Raw genomic sequence first — 18832 nt, 5'->3', positions numbered from 1 at the left:
GCCCGGGGCCCTTGTGACGGGTGAGGGTCGGGAGACGGTCTGCCCGAGGCAGGTACATCGGGCAGGCCCCTACCGTGCCCCGATCGTGGCTCGTTCGCGGCCCTCAACCGTTGCCGTCGCCGACCTTGACGCCCCCTGGGCACCGGTGAACACTTCCGGATGTCAGTCGGCATCGCCGCGTTCGGGCGTCTTCAAGCACCGCGCCGCTCGGGTTTTCGACCTGTTCCACAGGCCGTCCCCCACGGGCGATTCCGCTGCGACGGCACGCTCGTCACGGACGCCGGGCGGGGCGCGGGACCTCCCTGCCCTCGGCTGAAGTAGCCATGGGAAACGCACCCCACACGGTGGCCCGGAGCGGACCGCTCCGGGCGAGGCCTAGGAGCCGCCATGAGCAACGGCGACATTTTTGTCGGCGAGTTGATCGGCACTGCGATTCTGATTCTGTTCGGCGCGGGCGTCTGTGCCGCGGTCACCCTCAACAAGTCCAAGGCGCAGGGCGCCGGCTGGGTCGTCATCGCGTTCGGCTGGGGTTTCGGCGTGCTCGCCGGTGCCTACACCGCGGCACCGCTGTCCGGCGGTCAGATCAACCCGGCCGTGACCATCGGTTTCGCCATCGAGGGCTCGACGAAGTGGGAGGACGTGCCCTTCTACATTCTGGGCCAGTTCGCGGGCGCCGTCGTCGGCGCCGTGCTCTGCTGGCTGCTCTACCTCGGCCAGTTCAACCTCAACGCCGACGAGGACAAGGCGATCGAGACGCTGGGCATCTTCTCGACGAGGCCGGAAATCGACCATCCTGTGCAGAACCTCATCACCGAGACCATCGCCACCGTCGGCCTGATGCTGCCCATTCTGGCCATGGTCGGCGGCCACAAACACGTGGCGGGGATCGGTGACGCGGGACTGCCCGTCCAGCTCATCGCGTTCCTCGTGGTCGGTATCGGACTCTCTCTGGGCGGCCCCACCGGGTACGCCATCAATCCGGCCCGTGACCTGGGACCGCGCCTCACCCACGCATTGCTGCCGATTCCCAACAAGGGCACTTCGGAGTGGAGTTACTCCTGGATCCCGGTGGTCGGCCCGATCGCCGGTGCCGCCATCGGGGCCGCGATCTACAACGCAGCCTTCTGACGAGAACGCAGCCTTTCTCACGCAGCCTTCTGACGAAGGCGTAAGGGGACGTCATGACGGAGAACGCCGAGAAGTACGTCGCCGCAATCGACCAGGGCACCACCTCCAGCCGCTGCATCATCTTCGACCGGGGCGGCGCGATCGTCGCCGTCGACCAGCGCGAGCACCGCCAGATCTTCCCCAAGCCGGGCTGGGTGGAGCACGACGCCACCGAGATCTGGTCCAAGGTGCAGGCGGTGGTCGCCGGAGCGATCGCCAAGGCCGGGCTGCGCGCCGACCAGCTGAGCGCGCTCGGCATCACCAATCAGCGTGAGACGACGGTCCTGTGGGACCGGGCCACCGGCAAGCCCGTGCACAACGCGATCGTCTGGCAGGACACCCGGACCTCGGCGCTCTGCAACGAGCTGGGCGGCACGGACGGCCAGGACCGCTTCCGCGAACAGACCGGACTGCCGCTGGCCAGCTACTTCTCCGGCCCCAAGGCGGCCTGGCTGCTCGACAACGTGCCGGGGCTGCGCGCGCGTGCCGAGCGCGGCGAGATCGCCTTCGGCACCATCGACTCCTGGCTGATCTGGAACCTGACCGGCGGCACGGACGGCGGGCGGCACGTCACCGACGTCACCAACGCCGGACGCACCATGCTGATGAACCTGGAGACCCTTCAGTGGGACCCGTCCATCCTCGCGGCGATGAACGTCCCCGAGGCCGTACTGCCCGAGATCAGGTCGTCGGCCGAGGTGTACGGCACCGCCGTGGGCCAGCTGGCGGGCGTCCCCGTCGCCTCGGCGCTCGGCGACCAGCAGGCGGCGGTCTTCGGGCAGGCCTGCTATGACGTGGGCACGGCCAAGAACACGTACGGCACCGGCAGTTTCCTGCTGCTCAACACCGGCAACCGGCCGGTCCCGTCGAAGAACGGGCTGCTGACGACCATGGGCTACAAGATCGGCGGCGAGGCGCCCGTCTACTGCCTCGAGGGATCGATCGCGATCACCGGCGCCCTGGTGCAGTGGTTCCGCGACCAGCTCGGCATCATCCGCAGCGCCGACGAGATCGAGACGCTGGCCGCGAGCGTCGACGACAACGGCGGCGCGTACATCGTGCCCGCGTTCTCCGGCCTGTTCGCACCCTACTGGCGCTCCGACGCGCGCGGGGTCGTCACCGGTCTTACCCGGTACGTCACCAAGGCACACCTCGCCCGCGCGGTCCTGGAGGCGACGAGCTGGCAGACCCGTGAGGTCGTGGACGCCATGTTCCAGGACTCCGGAGTGCAGATCACCACCCTGAAGGTGGACGGGGGCATGACCAAGAACAATCTGCTGATGCAGCACCAGGCGGACGTCCTGGGGGTGCCGGTGATCCGTCCCCGGGTGTCCGAGACGACGTGTCTGGGGGCGGCCTACGCGGCCGGGCTCGCGACCGGTGTGTGGAACGACCTCGACGAGCTGAAGTCGCACTGGCGCAAGGACGTCGAGTGGACGCCGTCCATGGAGGCATCCGTGCGCGACCGTGAGTACCACAACTGGCGCAAGGCGGTGGAGAAGAGCTTCGGCTGGCACGAGGACGACGTCAGCTGAAACAGGGGTCCACGCGTGCGTGTGTCTCGCGTGAGCCACACGCGCGTGCGGGACTGCGGCTCGTACCCCGGTCGGCGGGGGTACGGGCCGTATCCGCGGTTCGGACCGTAAGCGCGGGTCAGGTGGTGACCGGTTCGCGCCGGTCGGCTCCGTACGCCATCGCGTGCTGGACGACCTCGATGAGGACCTCCTTGGCCGACTCCCGGTCTCTCGCGTCGCACAGGACGACCGGAACGTCGTCGTCGAGGTCGAGCGCCTGGCGGACGTCGTCGACCGGGTATCGGGCCGATCCCTCGAAGCAGTTGACGCCCATCACGAACGGTATGGAGCGCCGCTCGAAGTAGTCGACGGCCGCGAAACAGTCCTCCAGGCGGCGCGTGTCGGCGAGTACCACGGCGCCCAGGGAGCCGGAGGCGAGCTCGTCCCACAAGAACCAGAAGCGGTCCTGTCCGGGCGTCCCGAAGAGGTAGAGCACCAGGTCCTCGCGGAGCGTGATGCGGCCGAAGTCCATGGCGACCGTGGTGGTGTGCTTGCCCTCCACACCGCTGGTGTCGTCGACCGGGCGGCCCGCCTCGGTGAGCACTTCCTCGGTACGCAGCGGTTTGATCTCGCTGACCGCACCCACCAGAGTCGTCTTGCCCACCCCGAAGCCACCGGCCACCAGGATCTTGAGCGTGACGGGCTCGACCGGGGGCTTGCCGCGCTCAGAACGCCCGAAGATCATCGATCTCTTCTCCTGCTTGATGGGGGTCGTGCGACGGTGGGCCGTAGCCCCCGCCGCCGGGGGTTTCGATGACAAGTACGTCGCCGGGGCCGACGTCCGCCGTATCACTTGCGCCAAGTTCCGTGACCGTGCCGTCCGCGCGCTCCACCCGGTTGGCGCCGAGCGCTCCGGGCTCGCCGCCGGCCATGCCGTAGGGCGGGACCCTGCGGTGCTGGGACAGCGTGGAGACGGTCATGGACTGGTGGAACCGGATACGGCGCACGGCCCCGTCCCCGCCGCTCCAGCGCCCCGCGCCACCGCTGCCCGGCCGGACCGCGAACTCGTCGAGCCGGACCGGCAGTCGCCACTCCAGGATCTCGGGATCGGTGAGCCGCGAGTTGGTCATGTGGGTCTGCACGACGGAGGCGCCGGGGAAGCCGTCGCCGGCGCCGGACCCGGAGGCCACCGTCTCGTAGTACTGGTACCGCTCATTGCCGAAGGTGACGTTGTTCATTGTTCCGGACCCCTCGGCCTGCACACGCAGGGCTCCGTACAGCGCGCCGGTGATCGCCTGAGAGGTCTCCACATTGCCCGCGACCACGGCGGCCGGGGGCTCGGGAGCGAGCATCGAGCCGCGCGGCACCACGATGTCGAGCGGGCGCAGACAGCCGTCGTTGAGCGGGATGTCGTCGGCGACCAGGGTGCGGAAGACGTACAGGACGGCGGCGTTGACCACCGCGAAAGGTGCGTTGAAGTTGGTGGTGAGCTGCGGGGACGTGCCCGTGAAGTCGACGGTGGCGGAACGATTTTCGCGGTCTACGGAGACCCGGACACGGATGACCGCCCCGGAGTCCGTCTCGTAGGCGAACTCACCGTCTTCCAGGGCGTCGATGACACGGCGTACGGCTTCCTCCGCGTTGTCCTGTACGTGCCGCATGTAGGCCTGGACGACGTCGAGGCCGAAGTTCTCGATCATGCGGGCGACTTCGTCGACGCCCTTCTGATTGGCGGCGATCTGGGCACGCAGGTCGGCGAGGTTGGTCTTCGGATTGCGCGAGGGGTAGGGCGCCTCGGTGAGCAAGCGGAGCGTCTCGGCCTCGCGGAAGCGGCCGTTCTCGGCGAGCAGCCAGTTGTCGAAGAGGATGCCCTCTTCCTCGATGGTGCGGCTGTTCGCCGGCATGGAGCCCGGGGCGATGCCGCCGATCTCGGCGTGGTGGCCGCGCGAGGCGACGTAGAACAGGATGCGCTCACCCTCCGTGTCGAAGACCGGGGTGATCACGGTGACGTCGGGGAGGTGGGTGCCGCCGTGGTACGGGTCGTTGACCGCGTACGTGTCACCCGGGCGCATGCTGTCGCCGCGTCGCCGGATGACCTCCTGCACGCTCGTGCCCATGGAGCCCAGGTGGACGGGGATATGAGGGGCGTTGGCGACAAGGCTCCCGTCGGGGTCGAAGAGCGCGCAGGAGAAGTCCAGACGCTCCTTGATGTTGACCGACTGGGCCGTCGACTCCAGACGCGCACCCATCTGTTCGGCGATGGACATGAAGAGGTTGTTGAAGACCTCGAGGAGAACCGGGTCCGCTTCTGTGCCGAGATCGGAACTCTGCGTAACCGCCACGCGTTCCATGACCAGATGCCCGTCGTCGGTCGTCGCGGCCCGCCAGCCGTCGTCGACGACGGTCGTCGCGCTGGCCTCGGTGATGATCGCGGGACCGGTGACCGTTTCGGCGGGGGGCAGGTCCTCGCGCCGGTGCAGGGGTACGTCGCGCCAGGCGCCGCCCGTGTGGAGGCTGACCGTCTCCGTCGCGCCGCGAGCCGACGAAGAGGTGGTCAGGGCGGACAGATCGGGGGGTTCGGTGAGACCGGTGGCTTCTACGGAGAGGGCTTCCACGACGACCGGGCGGTCGAGGGTGAAGGAATAGGTGGCGCGATGGCGTTCTTCGAAGGTGTGGGTCATGGTGTCGGGCTCGGTGAGTTCGACGGTGAGCACCGTGTCCGTTCCGTCGTAGCGGAGTTGGGCGCGGCGGGTGACGCGGATGCGGTCCTCGGGCACGTCCTCGGCGAGGAGTTCGGCGCGGGCGGCGCCCTCCAGGTCGTCGGCGGTCTTGAGGACGCCGGGCATGGCCGAGGCCTCAAGGGGTGCCTCCACGGACTGCTCGCGCATGGCCGTCGTGTCGGCGAGTCCGATGCCGAGGGCGGACAGGACGCCGGCCATGGGCGGGACGAGGACGGTGCGGATGCCGAGCGAGTCGGCGACCATGCACGCGTGCTGGCCGCCCGCGCCGCCGAAGGTGGTGAGCGCGTACCGGGTGACGTCGTGGCCCTTCTGGACCGAGATCCGCTTGACGGCGTTGGCGATGTTGGCCACGGCGATCTGCAGGTAACCCTCCGCGACCTGCTCCGGGGTGCGGTCGTCGCCGGTCTTCTCACGGATCTCACGCGCGAGGGCCGCGAATCGTTCACGGACGAGCGTGTCGTCGAGCGACTGGTCGCCGCCGGGGCCGAACACCCTGGGGAAGTGGGCGGGCTGGACGCGGCCGAGTGCGACGTTGGCGTCCGTGACGGTGAGCGGGCCGCCACCCCGGTAGCAGGCGGGGCCGGGATCGGCGCCTGCCGAGTCGGGGCCCACGCGGTAGCGGGAGCCGTCGAAGTGGAGGACCGAGCCGCCGCCCGCGGCGACGGTGTGGATGTCCAGCATGGGCGCCCGCAGCCGGACCCCGGCGATCCGGGTGGTGAAGACCCGCTCGTACTCGCCCGCGAAGTGCGAGACGTCCGTGGAGGTGCCGCCCATGTCGAAGCCGATGACGCGGTCGAAGCCGGCCAGCTGCGACATCCGGGCCATGCCGACGATGCCGCCCGCCGGGCCGGACAGGATGGCGTCCTTGCCGCGGAACTGACCCGCTTCGGCGAGGCCCCCGTTGGACTGCATGAACATCAGGCGCACGCCCTGGAGTTCATCGGCGACCTGCTGGACGTAGCGGCGCAGCACGGGCGACAGGTAGGCGTCGACGACGGCGGTGTCACCGCGCGGGACGAATTTCATCAGCGGGCTGACCTCGCTCGAGAGCGAGATCTGCGGGAAGCCGGTGCGTGCCGCCAGCTCTCCGACGGCCTGTTCATGGGCGGGGTGGAGATGACTGTGCATGCAGACGACGGCGACGGCCCGGATCCCGGAGTCGTACGCCTCCTGGAGGGGCCCGGCGAGGGTCTCCAGGTCGGGGGCGCGCAGGACCGTGCCGTCGGCGGCGATCCGCTCGTCGACCTCGACCACGCGTTCGTACAGCAGCTCGGGGAGCTCGATCGCGCGGGCGAAGATGTGGGGGCGGTTCTGGTAGGCGATGCGCAGGGCGTCGCGGAAACCACGGGTGACGACGAGAAGGGTGCGCTCTCCCTTGCGTTCCAGGAGGGCGTTGGTGGCGACGGTGGTTCCCATGCGGACGGCGTCGATCCGTGCGCCCTGGGCGTCCTGGCCGCTGCCGAGGAGTTCGCGGACGCCCGCCACCGCCGCGTCGGTGTACCTCGCCCGGTTCTCGGACAGCAGTTTGTGTGTGAGCAGGCGGCCGTCCGGGCGCCGCGCGACGATGTCGGTGAAGGTGCCGCCTCGGTCGACCCAGAACTGCCAGCCTGTCACGTCTGTTCCCCGCTTCCGCCCAGCTCAGAGCGCCCGGAGGCCGCTGATCACGTCGCGCAGAATACTCTCGTCCGGCAGCTCGGCAGGGGGTACGGGACGTGTCACATGGACCATTTCCTCGGCCACGAGGTCCCCGATGAGGACCCGGACCACTCCGATGGGCAGGTCGAGCTCGGCGGCGAGCTCGGCGACCGACTGGGGGGTGTCACGGCAGAGTTCGACGATGTCCACGTGTTCCGGGGACAGCGAATGGTCGGCTTCGGGATCGTCCGCGTGAGGCTCTGTGACGACCACCGCGATCAGATCGAGGCGATGCTGGGCCGGACTGGTGGTGCGCCCGCGTGTCATGGCATAGGGACGGACCACGGGTCCGGCGTCGTCGTCGAACCAGTGGCGTTTTCCCCGACCGTCTCCGCTCATGCCATCCCACTACCCGCCCGCGGGCAGATCGGTGCGCGGAGCGGCGGCCAGATGTGCGCCGACCCGCTTGACCAGGAGCGTCATTTCGTAGGCGACCTGGCCGACGTCGGAGTCGGCGTCCGAGAGCACGGCGAGGCAGCTGCCGTCCCCGGCGGCGGTGACGAAGAGGAAGGCCTCCTCGAGCTCGACGACGGTCTGCCGGACACCGCCCGCCTCGAAGTGGCGGCCCACGCCCTTGGCGAGGCTGTGGAAGCCGGAGGCGACGGCGGCCAAGTGCTCGCTGTCCTCCCGGGTCAGATCCTTGGAGGCCCCGGTGGCAAGGCCGTCGCCGGAGAGCACGATCGCCTTGCGGATGCTGGCCACGCGGTCCACCAGGTCGTCGAGCAGCCAGTTCAGCTCTCCCGACGTCTTGCTGGTCGCGGTGGGCCCTGTGGCCTTCGGTGCGGTCATCGACCGTCCCCCTTTGTCGTTCCTGGTGCTGTGCCGCCCTGGGCCCCGTCGCCCGCGGCGTTCTTCTCGCGGCCCCGCTGCCAGCCCCGCTGGAGCGAGGCCATCCGGCTGCGTACCTCGTCGGCGTCGCGATCGGCGAGATCCGCCCCCTTCGGGGTGCGGGCCTTGTCGCGCTCGGCGCGCCGTTCGGGTCCGTCCTTCAACTGCGGGGCCAGATTGGCCTGTCGGACGCGGCGGGGCAACGGGCTCGCTCCCGATTCTGCCCCCTGCGTCGCGGCGGCGGAGCCCCGGGTGGTCCCAGCCGTACCGGACGACGAGCCGGTGGGGCGCGTGCGCCGGGGGAGAGCGGGGGCCTCTCGGCGGCCTGGCGCGTCCGAGCGGGGACCGGCCGTCTCGGCGCGAAGGCCGACGGTCTCCGCGCGTTCGCCGTTGCGGCGCCCCGAGGTCTCGGCGCGGTCGGTACGCCGGGCGGCCGACGACTGCGCGCTCGCCCTCTCCGCCACACCTTGGCGTTCCACCCGTTCGAGGGCCGGTTCGAGGCTCTCCACCGGCTTCAGAGCCTCCACGGGCTCCTCGCCCGCCTCTCCGCGCCTGGGCCTCGTCCGGGTCACGGGACGACCGTGCGAGCTGACCAGCTTGGGAGTTCTGCGGCGCGGCAGCGGGACCGGGGCCCCCGAGTGGTCGTCGTCGCCGGAGCGGGCCTTCTCCCCTCCGTCCGTGCGGGTCTGCTGGTGGGGCCGCGGCTGCTCGACCGGGACACCCGCGATGGAGCGACGTGCCCGGAACAGACCGCCCTGCTCGGCGTCCTCGTCGTCGAGGGGGCCCGGGAAGCCGCCGAGGGCGTCCAGATCGACCGGCGCCTCCAGCTCGACCGGTCCGTCCAGGATCGAGGCGGGCAGGCCGGGGAGGCGCACCGCTGTCTCGGAGAGCGCCGCCTTGCGGTCCTCCTCGATCTTGCCCTCCTTCGAGGGCAGCGCGCGATCGAGACGGAAACCGATGCCGTTGGTGTCCGGGATGTCGTCCGTGAGCAGCGCGTCGGGGATGAAGACCACTGCGGTGGTGCCGCCGTACGGGGAGGGCTGGAGGGAGACACGGACGTTCTGCCGCTGGGCCAGCCGGCTGACCACGAAGAGACCGAGCCGGTCGGTGTCGGACAGCTCGAACTCGGGGGTCTCGGCGAGCCGCAGGTTGGCGTCGAGGAGTGCTTCGGCCGCCATGCCCAGACCGCGGTCGTGGATCTCCAGGGTGAAACCGTTGGCGACGCGTTCGCCGATGACCTGCACGGCCGTGTGCGGGGGCGAGAACACCGTGGCGTTCTCCAGGAGTTCGGCCACCAGGTGGGTGAGGTCGGCGACCGCGGGCCCGGTGACGGCGACGCGGGGCAGCCGGCGCACCTCGATGCGCTCGTAGTCCTCGACCTCGGCGACGGCGGCGCGGACGATGTCCATGAGCTGGACGGGCTTGCGCCACTGTCGGGACGGGGCCGCGCCGGACAGGATGACCAGGCCCTCGGCGTGCCGGCGCATGCGTGTGGTCAGGTGGTCGAGGCGGAACAGGTCGGCGAGTTCGTCGGTGTCCTCGGTCCTGCGTTCCATGGTGTCGAGGAGGGTGAGCTGCTTGTGCAGCAGGACCTGGCTGCGGCGGGCGAGGTTGACGAAGACCTCGGAGACGCCGTCCCGCAGTTCGGACTGTTTGACGGCGGCCTCGACGGCCGCGCGCTGCAGGGTGTTGAGGGCCTGGCCGACCTCGCCGATCTCGTTCTTGTCGTACTCCAGGCGGGGCACTTCGGTCTCGACGTCGACCTGTTCGCCCGCGGAGAGGCGGCGCATGACGCTGGGGAGTCGCACGCCTGACGCCTCGTGGGCGTCCAGGCGCAGCCGGCGCAGGTCGCGGATGAGGCCCCGGCCGATGCGTACGGACATGATGAGCGAGGCCAGCAGGGCGATGAGTCCGAGGACACCCGCGATGACGGCCTTGACGATGACGCCCGTGGCCACGGGGTGGACCCGGTCCTGGTAGCGGTCGCCCGCCTCGTCGTCGAGGTCGGCGAGTTCGTCGAGCACGTGTCCGGCCGCCCGGTCCCAGCTGCGTGCGGTGACACCGTGGGGGGGTCCGGCCGGGGAGGTGACCACGGCCTGCTCCGCCATGCGCAGGGGAGCCGTGTCGGCGTTCGACCAGTAGCGCTCGAAGCGGCCGCGTTCCGAGGAGGGCAACAGCGGCAGGCTCATGTCGTACAGCAGGGTGCGCTGCGCGACGAGATCGGAGATGTCGCGGATCTCGTCGCGGGTGACGCGGCCCGCGACCAGCGCGGAACCGAGGAGGGCGTCCTCACGGGAGAGCAGTTCGCGGGCGTTGGCGACGTTGACGAGGGCGCGGCCCTGCTGGTCCATCTCCACGTTGTCCACCACGTGGAGGTTGGCCATCAGCGTGTAACAGGGTTCGACCAGACGGTTGTAGAGGTCGAGGGCCTGGGCCCGGTTGACGGTGCCCTCCTCGACACTGCGGCGCAGCGAGTCGACGCCGTCGAGGGCGTCCAGGATGGAGGTGAGGCGCTGTGAGGTGCCACCGTCCATCTCCTGCCGTACGTCGTCGTCCTTGGCGTTCTTGCGGACCTTCGCCACGACCCGGTCGGTCGCGGTGCGACTGCGCTTCAGGGCCGTCAGCGCGTCGGAGGCCCGGGGGTCGGCGAGATAGACGAGTGTCTGGCGACGTTCCTGCTGGAGAACGCGGACGGTGTCCTCGGTGGGGTAGCCGATCTTCTCGACGACGTCCGACACGTTGAACAGCTGGTTGGCCGCGCGGCCGGTGATTACCGTCGCGAAGGCCCAGATTCCCGTCAGGGAGAGGAGCGGCACGAGGAGCAGCGCCACGATCTTCCGGCGGATGGACTTCCCGCGAAAGCGCATGGCCTCCCCCAGCTCGACCCCCTCCGGCCCGGGGGTACACCTGTGCGTCAACAAACGGCGTGAGCCTACTACTGACCCACAGGTAACTCGAAGACCTGTCCGGGCGGCCGCCCGGCGTGAAGAGGATGTAAACCTGGCTCACGAGGGAACCGGACATGGGCAGTTGTCCGTTAATTGGGGGAGATTGCCGCCCCGAATCCGGCAGGGCGAGCCGGAGCTCATCTGACCGGTGAACTTGGTCAGTTGGCCGGAATTTTTCGCTTGTTGGGAATCTTCGGGGCACATCGTTCGTCCTTCTCTACGGGAAATGGGGGCGGAATCGGCCGCAGGGGCCGCATGCCGCGTCCAGGCGGCGTAAAACAGCGCAAGCCGGGCAGCCACTGGGGAGCAGGTGTCGCATGACACCCGTGCGAGGGTCTGCTGGGCGGTGGGGAGTGACAAGTTGATGGGCACGGCGGAGCGGGGCGGGGCGCCCGGGGCGGGTACTGCGGCGCCTGTGGCGGTGCGGTCGGCCACACAGGCACCGGAGCGCGACATTCCGGCGGACGGACACGATCGGGCGAGCGAGCGGAGCACGGCCCGGGAGGAACGAAACCGGGAGGAACGAGACCGGGAGAACGCGCGGGCGGGCGTCAGGAACGGAAGCGAACGCATGAGCACCCGGGCCGTCGCCGAGGGCGGTCCCGAGCCGACGAGCGGGCGGGGCACGGCCCCGGGTGGGTATGAGCGGACGGGTGGGCAGGGCGTCGCCGTCGGTCAGCGGCGCGTCGGCGGGCGGACTCGGGCAGCCGTCGGGCCCACGGACGCAGACGAAGAGCAGGCGTACTACCGCCCGTTGTGGATCGAGGAGCCCGCGCGTCGGCGACGGCTGCCCGACCCGGTGCGTACGGCGGCCGTGCGTGCGGTGCTGATCATTGCGGTGACCCTGATCCAGGCTGTGATCGCCTTCCTGTCCACGCTGGCGGAGTCCTGGCTCGCCTTCCCGATGGTCCTGAGCAGCGTGGCCAGCACGGTGGTGGCCACCTGGGCAGCCCTCGACGTCTGGGTCACCCGTCAGGTGTGGAATCAGCGCAACGGCGTGGTGTCCGAACCGAGCAGCACCGCACGGGCCCTGCGGCGCGAGCGGCGTCGAGCCCGACGGCAGGCACGCACGGCGGAGCGCGCTCAGAAGCGAATACGGCGGCAGGGCGGTGCCGGGCAGTTGTCGCACCCCTGAGTACGGCTCGCGGTTGAGTACGGCTCGCGACCGAGCACGGCTCGCGGGTGCCCCGGCACGGGCAAGGGGCGGACCCGACGGGCTCATTGAACCCCGTCCGCCGGTCCGCCCACGGGCCGTCAGCTCGCCCTGGCGCCCGCCGGCTCCACCGGGTTCTCGCCGCGTGCCAGTTCACGGCGTGCCTTCGTGAACGGGCGGGGACGGTCGATGGAGAGCACAGCTGTGGTGCGCCCGTCGCGCTCGTAGAGGGCGAGGAAGCCGCCTTCGGCCGGTGCGCCGTCGTCGAGCGCGCCCTCGGCGAGACGGACGGTGTCCGTCTCGTGCCGACGCCCTGCGAACTGGATCCGCGCACCGTACTGATCGGACCAGAAGTAGGGCAGGGACCGTGCGCTCTCGACGGTGCGTCCGGCGAGCAAGTTGTGCACCGCGACCCGGGGTTGTTCGGTGGCGGAGGTCCAGTGCTCGGCGCGGGCACCTCCGACGCGGGCGACGTCGCCGACGGCGACCACCTGCGGCAGTGCGGTCACGCAACCGTCGTCGCACAGCACGCCATCGTGCAGAGCGAGTGTCGAACCGGCCAGCCAGCCGGTGTTGGGGGTGGCGCCGATGCCCACGATCACGACATCGGCGGGCAGCACCCGGCCGTCGGAGAGCTCTACACCCGTGACGGTGCCGCTCCCCCGCAGGGCGGCGACACCGATGCCGGTCACGAGGCCGACGCCACCACGGCGGTGCAGGGCGGCGCACACGGCGGCCATCTCCGGGCCGAGTTGCGGGACGAGAGGCAGGGGTGCGGCCTCGACGACGGTGACGTCGTGGCCGAGTCCGGCGCAGGAGGACGCGGTCTCGGCGCCGATGAAGCCGCCGCCGATGACGACGACACGGCGCGACCCCCGGGAGAGTTCCGCGCGCAGGGCGCGCGCGTCGTCGAGGGTGCGCAGGGTGTGTACGCCGAGGAGGCCGTCCCCCGGGAGCCGGCGGGCCGAGGCGCCGGTCGCGATGACCACGCCGTCCGTGGAGACGGTGCGGCCGTCGTCGAGGAGGACGGTGCGCCCCCGGGCGTCGAGGCCGCGGGCGCGGGCGCCGAGCAGCCACTCGGCGTCGAGTTCGGCGGTCTCCTCGGCGTCGGTGAGGGCGAGTTGGGTCTCATCGGCGCGGCCGGTGAGGAAGTCCTTGGAGAGGGGTGGGCGGTCGTAAGGGCGGTGGGGCTCGTCCCCGACGATCACCAGGCGGCCGTCGAACCCCTGGGCCCGGAGTTCCCGGGCGGCGTACAACCCGGAGAGGGAGGCACCGACGACGGTCACGGTCCTCATGAGGCGCGCTCTTCGGCGCACTCGGTCAGGGCGTTCATGCGGCGGTGCCCTCCTCCGCGGCCAGATGGACGTGGATGACTCCGTCGTCGACGGTGACGCGGTGGGTGCGGACGGGACGACGTGCGGGGAGGCACGTCGGGCGGCCCGTGCGGAGATCGAATGAGGTGGCGTGCAGCGGGCATTCGATCAGACAGCCCTCCAGCCAGCCCTCCGAGAGGGAGGCGTCCTGGTGGGTGCAGGTGTCGTCGATGGCGTACAACTCGCCGTCGGCGTTGAACACCGCGACGGGCGGCGCGGTGTCGACACGGACGGATTCGCCCGCGGGGAGGTCGTCGAGGCGGCAGACGGGAATCATGGGCCCCCCTCTCGGTCCTGGACTCTTCGTCCGGGACCTCCTGGTCCAGGTGGGTCCGGAGACCTTTCGGGTTCCGGACGCTTCGGTAACATGATGTTTCGCATGGCGCACGAGGGAGCGCTATGCGCAACAGAATCCGCGCGGGGGTCCCGTCACGTCAAGGGCTTCCCGCAGATGCGGCCCAAACCGGGCCGTCAGGTGGTGAGAGTTGAGCTATGACCCGCACGCAGAAGCAGGCTGAGCACACCGAGGAGAGTTCCGGGAAGCAGAGCGGGAGAGGGGCCGGCAGCGCCGTCCAGTCGGTGGACCGCGCCGTGAGCGTGCTGGAGATCCTCGCCCGGCTCGGCGAGGCCGGGGTCACCGAGATCGCCGAGGAGCTGGACGTGCACAAGTCCACCGCCTTCCGCCTGCTCGGCGTCCTGGAGAACCGCGGTCTGGTGGCCCAGGCCAAGGACCGCGGGAAGTACTACCTGGGGGCCGCCGTACTGCGCCTGGCGGGGGCGGCGGCCGTGCGCCTCGACATCTCCCAGGAGGGCGTGCCGGTCTGCCGCGAACTCGCCGACGAGCTGGGCGAGACCGTCAACATCGCGGTGCTCGACGACGACGCGGCGGTCAACATCATGCAGGCGCGCGGCACCGCGTCGGTCACCGCGCAGAACTGGCTGGGAAGGCGCACCCCGCTGCACGCGACCTCCAGCGGCAAGGTGCTGCTCGCACACATGCCGCCCACCCTGCGCGAAGGCCTGCTCGCGCGCACCCTGCCGCGGTTCACCGAGCGCACGATCACGGGTACGACCGTGCTGCGCGCCGAGTTGGAGGCCGTGATCGAGCAGGGCTACGGCGTCACGATCGAGGAGCTGGAGCTGGGGCTCGCGGCCGTGGCCGCGCCGATCCGGGCGCATGACGGCAAGGTGATCGGGGCGATCAGCGTGTCGGGGCCGGTGTACCGGCTGAACTCCGACCGGCTGCCGGAGCTGGCCAAGCGGACGGTTGCGGCAGGGGCCGACCTGTCGCGGCGTATGGGGTACGGCTTCTGAGAGCCCGTTAGAGCCCGCACGGGCGCCGGTCCGGACCGCCGAGGACATCGGTGGAGCCGCGGGCCGTATGTGGCCGGTCGCGCGGTTCCCCGCGCCTCCGACGGGGCGGGGCACGGGACTCTCCCGGCCCCGCCCCTCTGTGTGTCCGGCACGTTTCGGGCGGCCCGTTCCTTTTGCCAAGGGTTAACCCCGACCCCTTGACGACCCCATGACGGCGTTCTCAATATGTTCCTCATCGCGCAACCCATCGTGCATTGCGCAACAGCAGAGGAGCTTGTCGTGCCACACGAGGTCCGTGCCGTAGTCGCCGTCAAGAAGGGCGCACCCGTCGAGGTGCAGACCATCGTCGTTCCCGACCCGGGCCCCGGTGAGGTGCTCGTCAACGTCCAAGCCTGCGGGGTCTGCCACACGGATCTGCACTACCGGCAGGGCGCGATCACCGACGACTTCCCCTTCCTCCTCGGCCACGAGGCGGCCGGCACGATCGAGGCGGTCGGTGACGGCGTCACCGACCTGGTCCCCGGCGACTACGTGGTCCTCGCCTGGCGGGCGCCCTGCGGAACCTGTCGCTCCTGTCGCCGTGGCCGCCCCTGGTACTGCTTCGACTCCCGTAACGCCACCCAGCCGATGACGCTGCTCGACGGCACGCCGCTCAGCAACGCGCTGGGCATCGGCGCCTTCGCCGAGAAGACCCTGGTCGCGGCCGGGCAGGCGGTGAAGATCGACCCGGCCGCCCGCCCCGAGGCCGCGGGCCTGATCGGCTGCGGGGTGATGGCCGGATACGGCGCCGCGGTCAACACCGGCAACGTCGGACGCGGTGACACGGTCGCCGTCATCGGCTGCGGAGGCGTCGGCAACGCGGCGATCGCGGGTGCCTGTCTCAACGGGGCGATGAAGGTCATCGCCGTCGACATCGACGACAAGAAGCTCGACCAGGCCGAGAAGTTCGGCGCCACCCACACGGTGAACTCGCGCGGCACGGATCCCGTCGAGGCCGTGCGCGCGCTCACCGACGGTTTCGGGGTCGACATCGCCATCGACGCGGTGGGCCGCCCGGAGACGTACAAGCAGGCCTTCTACATGCGTGACCACGCGGGTGTGCTCGTCCAGGTCGGCGTCCCGGACCTCGAGATGAAGATCGACCTCCCCCTGATCGACCTGTTCTCACGCGGCGGTGCGCTGAAGTCCTCCTGGTACGGCGACTGCCTGCCGAGCCGCGACTTCCCGTTCCTCATCGACCAGTACCTGTACGGGCTGCTCGACCTCAACGCCTTCGTCAGCGAGACCATCTCCCTCGACCAGGTCGAGGAGGCGTTCGCCAAGATGCACCGCGGTGAGGTACTGCGGTCGGTGGTGGTCCTGTGAGCCGAGCCCCAGGGACACGGTCACCGACAGGACCACGCGATACGGGTCCGACGCGTCGTCGCCCCGTCCGGCCTGCGGCCGAGGTGATCGCCGCCGAGCGGCCCCACGTTCCCACCGCCTGATCCCCGACCCCTGAGCGCGTCCACTCCCCCGGCAAGGAGGGGCATGTCCAGCACGCCCGCAAACCATCCCCGTGTCGTCGTCATCGGCGCCGGCATCGTCGGCTGCTCCCTCGCCGACGAGCTGACCGCCCGCGGCTGGACCGACGTCACCGTTCTCGAGCAGGGGCCGCTGCCCGCCCCGGGCGGCTCCACCTCCCACGCGCCGGGCCTGGTGTTCCAGACCAGCCCGTCCAAGACGCTCACGGCGTTCGCCCGGTACACCGTGGAGAAGTTCAACTCCCTCCAGGTCGACGGCGTCTCCTGCTTCAACCCGGTCGGCGGTCTCGAACTCGCGACCACGCCCGAGCGCCTCGCCGACCTGCACCGCAAGGCCGGCTACGCGGCCTCCTGGGGCGTACGCGGCGAGATCGTCAGTGCGGCCCGCTGCAAGGAACTGTGGCCGCTCATCGACCAGTCGGCCGTCCTCGGCGGCTTCCACACCCCCGACGACGGCCTGGCCCGTGCCGTACTCGCGGCCCGCGCCCAGATGGAACGCGCCACCGAGAAGGGGGCCCGTTTCCTCGACCGCCACACGGTCACCGGCATCGAACAGGAGGACGGCAAGGTCACCGCCGTGGTCACCGACCGCGGCACCTTCCCCGCCGACCATGTCGTCTCCGCTGCCGGTTTCTGGGGCCCGGTCATCGGCCGGATGGCCGGGGTCGACGTACCTCTGCAGCCGCTCGCACACCAGTACGCGAAGACCAAGCAGCTCCCCGAACTGGCCGAAGCCGCCCCGGACGCCGGCTCCGGAGCGACCGCCCACGCCTCCACCGACGCTTCGAAGCCCATCCTCCGCTTCCAGGACCGCGACCTCTACTTCCGCGAGCACCACGACCGCATCGGCATCGGCAGCTACGCCCACAAGCCGCTCCCCGTGGACCCCTTCGGGATCCTCCCGTACGACGAGGCACGCGCCAACGACATGGAGATGCCGTCCTCGTACCCCTTCACCGAGGAGGACTGGGCCCCGAGCTGGGACGACTGCCGCTGGCTGATGCCCGCCCTGCGCGAGACGGAGATCGAGGAGGGCTTCAACGGCGTCTTCTCCTTCACCCCGGACGGCATGCCGGTGCTCGGGGAATCGCGCGAGCTGCGCGGTTTCTGGCTGGCCGAGGCCGTCTGGGTCACCCACTCCGCGGGGGTCGCGAAGGCGGTCGCCGAGTGGATGGTCGACGGGCGCGCCTCCATCGACCTGCACGAATGCGACCTCACGCGCTTCGAGGACGCGCAGCGCTCACCGTCGTACGTCCGCGAGCGCGGCTCACGGCAGTTCATCGAGGTGTACGACGTCCTGCACCCCCTCCAGCCGATGGACGACCCCCGCCCCCTGCGTGTCAGCCCCTTCTACGCCCGGCAACAGGAACTCGGCGCGTACTTCCTGGAGGGCGGCGGCTGGGAACGCCCGCACTGGTACGAGGCGAACGCCCCACTCGTGGACGGCTTGCGACTCCCCGAACGCGACGCCTGGTCGGCCCGCTACTGGTCGCCCATCGCGGCCGCCGAGGCGAAGGCGACCCGCGAGAAGGTCGCCCTGTACGACATGACCCCGCTGCGCCGCCTCGAAGTCACCGGGCCCGGGGCCCTCGACTTCCTCCAGCGGATGACCACCAACAACCTCCGCAAGAAGCCGGGCGCCGTCACCTACACCCTGCTCCTGGACGAGACGGGCGGCGTGCGCTCCGACCTCACCGTCGCGCGCCTCGCCCCGGACCGCTTCCAGGTGGGCGCCAACTCCCCCACCGACCTGGACTGGCTGATCCGACACGCCCCGGGTGGGGGCACCTCCCGCTCGAGCGAAGCCGAGAGTGGGGGAGTACAGATCAGGGACATCACCTCCGGCACCTGCTGCGTCGGCGTGTGGGGTCCGCTCGCCCGCGAGCTCGTGCAATCGCTGACCCGCGACGACTTCTCGCACGAGGGCTTCGGCTACTTCCGCGCGAAGGAGACCCACCTCGGGCACGTCCCGGTGACGGCGATGCGGCTGTCGTACGTCGGCGAGCTGGGCTGGGAGTTGTATACGTCCGCCGATCTGGGGCTCAGGCTCTGGGACACACTGTGGGACGCGGGCCAGGAGCACGGCGTGATCGCGGCCGGGCGCTCCGCCTTCAACAGTCTGCGGCTGGAGAAGGGCTATCGCGCCTGGGGCGTGGACATGACCGACGAGCACAACCCGTTCGAGGCGGGGGTCGGCTTCGCGGTCCGGATGGACAAGGACGGATTCGTCGGCCAGGAGGCGCTGCGAGGCCTCGCCACGGAGGAACCCGCGCGCAGGCTCACCCCGCTCCTCCTCGACGACCCGGTCACGGTCGTGCTCGGCAAGGAGCCCGTCTACGTCGACGGCGCCCCGGCGGGTTACGTGACCAGCGCCTCGTACGGCTACACGCTGGGCCGCTGCGTCGCGTACGCCTGGCTGCCGGCGCTCCCGACCGGCACGGGCGTGCACATCGAGTACTTCGGCGAGAAGGTCCCCGCGACCGTCGCGGAAGAACCCCTCTTCGACCCGAAGATGAACCGAATCCGCCGCTGAAACCGATCAATAGACATGAGCCCGGCGAAATGGCATGAGGAGG

13 protein-coding genes are annotated in these 18832 nt (G+C 70.5%); 6 read left to right on the top strand and 7 right to left on the bottom strand.

Annotated features, from left to right (window positions below; all coding sequences use genetic code 11):
* Positions 1-387 precede the first annotated feature (387 nt).
* Together OG568_RS40310 and glpK are read left to right on the top strand one after the other, a co-directional pair.
* Positions 388-1128 (top strand): MIP/aquaporin family protein, encoded by a 741-nt coding sequence (locus OG568_RS40310; protein ID WP_266416638.1) that lies wholly within the window; start codon positions 388-390, stop codon positions 1126-1128.
* 53 nt (positions 1129-1181) lie between these two features.
* Positions 1182-2702, top strand: a complete 1521-nt coding sequence (gene glpK, locus OG568_RS40305) for a glycerol kinase GlpK (RefSeq protein ID WP_266580945.1) — start codon at positions 1182-1184, stop codon at positions 2700-2702.
* A gap of 118 nt (positions 2703-2820) precedes the next feature.
* Here glpK and OG568_RS40300 read toward each other — a convergent pair whose 3' ends face one another.
* From OG568_RS40300 to OG568_RS40280, 5 genes are read right to left on the bottom strand one after another with little or no spacing between them, the layout of a single operon-like run.
* Entirely contained in the window at positions 2821-3426 is a 606-nt protein-coding gene (locus tag OG568_RS40300) for a GTP-binding protein (RefSeq protein WP_266416634.1), read from the bottom strand.
* On the bottom strand, positions 3407-7036 hold the full coding sequence (locus OG568_RS40295; RefSeq protein WP_329535075.1) for a hydantoinase B/oxoprolinase family protein: 3630 nt from the start codon (positions 7034-7036) through the stop codon (positions 3407-3409). Before OG568_RS40295 ends, OG568_RS40300 begins: the two co-directional genes overlap by 20 nt.
* A 24-nt stretch (positions 7037-7060) precedes the next feature.
* Positions 7061-7456 carry a DUF742 domain-containing protein gene (locus OG568_RS40290; RefSeq protein WP_266416629.1) on the bottom strand — a complete coding sequence of 132 codons (396 nt, stop codon included), beginning with the start codon at positions 7454-7456 and terminating at the stop codon, positions 7061-7063.
* Positions 7457-7465: 9 nt separating this feature from the next.
* Entirely contained in the window at positions 7466-7906 is a 441-nt protein-coding gene (locus OG568_RS40285; RefSeq protein WP_266416627.1) for a roadblock/LC7 domain-containing protein, read from the bottom strand.
* Positions 7903-10812, bottom strand: coding sequence for a sensor histidine kinase (locus tag OG568_RS40280; RefSeq protein ID WP_329535074.1), 2910 nt, complete (start codon positions 10810-10812; stop codon positions 7903-7905). The genes OG568_RS40285 and OG568_RS40280 overlap by 4 nt, the downstream gene beginning before the upstream one ends.
* 652 nt (positions 10813-11464) lie before the next feature.
* Here OG568_RS40280 and OG568_RS40275 point away from each other — a divergent pair.
* Positions 11465-12028, top strand: coding sequence for a hypothetical protein (locus OG568_RS40275; RefSeq protein WP_266580954.1), 564 nt, complete (start codon positions 11465-11467; stop codon positions 12026-12028).
* A 119-nt stretch (positions 12029-12147) separates the two neighbouring features.
* On the opposite strand, the gene OG568_RS40270 is transcribed toward OG568_RS40275, so the two are convergent.
* Positions 12148-13341 (bottom strand): NAD(P)/FAD-dependent oxidoreductase, encoded by a 1194-nt coding sequence (locus OG568_RS40270; protein WP_329535073.1) that lies wholly within the window; start codon positions 13339-13341, stop codon positions 12148-12150.
* Positions 13342-13375: 34 nt separating this feature from the next.
* Entirely contained in the window at positions 13376-13696 is a 321-nt protein-coding gene (locus OG568_RS40265; RefSeq protein WP_329535072.1) for a bifunctional 3-phenylpropionate/cinnamic acid dioxygenase ferredoxin subunit, read from the bottom strand.
* A 215-nt stretch (positions 13697-13911) separates the two neighbouring features.
* Between OG568_RS40265 and OG568_RS40260 the strand changes: the two genes are divergently transcribed.
* From OG568_RS40260 to OG568_RS40250, 3 genes are all read left to right on the top strand, one after another.
* Complete coding sequence (locus OG568_RS40260; protein ID WP_329535071.1) at positions 13912-14733, top strand: IclR family transcriptional regulator; 822 nt, start codon at positions 13912-13914, stop codon at positions 14731-14733.
* Positions 14734-15012: 279 nt separating this feature from the next.
* The gene (locus OG568_RS40255) at positions 15013-16098 is read left to right on the top strand and encodes an S-(hydroxymethyl)mycothiol dehydrogenase (RefSeq protein ID WP_329535070.1); all 1086 of its coding nucleotides are present in this window, start codon (positions 15013-15015) and stop codon (positions 16096-16098) included.
* A gap of 165 nt (positions 16099-16263) precedes the next feature.
* Entirely contained in the window at positions 16264-18789 is a 2526-nt protein-coding gene (locus OG568_RS40250) for a GcvT family protein (RefSeq protein ID WP_329535069.1), read from the top strand.
* Positions 18790-18832: the final 43 nt, after the last annotated feature.

The sequence above is a fragment of the Streptomyces sp. NBC_01450 genome (assembly GCF_036227505.1).
Taxonomy (GTDB): domain Bacteria; phylum Actinomycetota; class Actinomycetes; order Streptomycetales; family Streptomycetaceae; genus Streptomyces.
The sequence above is the reverse complement of the archived record's forward strand: the minus strand, read 5'-3'. Positions and strand labels throughout refer to the sequence as shown.

Coding starts and splice junctions, on each gene's coding strand:
- OG568_RS40310 (WP_266416638.1), top strand. CDS start 388: ATGAGCAACGGCGACATTTTTGTCGGCGAGTTGATCGGCACTGCGATT.
- glpK (WP_266580945.1), top strand. CDS start 1,182: ATGACGGAGAACGCCGAGAAGTACGTCGCCGCAATCGACCAGGGCACC.
- OG568_RS40300 (WP_266416634.1), bottom strand. CDS start 3,426: ATGATCTTCGGGCGTTCTGAGCGCGGCAAGCCCCCGGTCGAGCCCGTC.
- OG568_RS40290 (WP_266416629.1), bottom strand. CDS start 7,456: ATGAGCGGAGACGGTCGGGGAAAACGCCACTGGTTCGACGACGACGCC.
- OG568_RS40285 (WP_266416627.1), bottom strand. CDS start 7,906: ATGACCGCACCGAAGGCCACAGGGCCCACCGCGACCAGCAAGACGTCG.
- OG568_RS40280 (WP_329535074.1), bottom strand. CDS start 10,812: ATGCGCTTTCGCGGGAAGTCCATCCGCCGGAAGATCGTGGCGCTGCTC.
- OG568_RS40275 (WP_266580954.1), top strand. CDS start 11,465: ATGAGCACCCGGGCCGTCGCCGAGGGCGGTCCCGAGCCGACGAGCGGG.
- OG568_RS40270 (WP_329535073.1), bottom strand. CDS start 13,341: ATGAGGACCGTGACCGTCGTCGGTGCCTCCCTCTCCGGGTTGTACGCC.
- OG568_RS40265 (WP_329535072.1), bottom strand. CDS start 13,696: ATGATTCCCGTCTGCCGCCTCGACGACCTCCCCGCGGGCGAATCCGTC.
- OG568_RS40260 (WP_329535071.1), top strand. CDS start 13,912: ATGACCCGCACGCAGAAGCAGGCTGAGCACACCGAGGAGAGTTCCGGG.
- OG568_RS40250 (WP_329535069.1), top strand. CDS start 16,264: ATGTCCAGCACGCCCGCAAACCATCCCCGTGTCGTCGTCATCGGCGCC.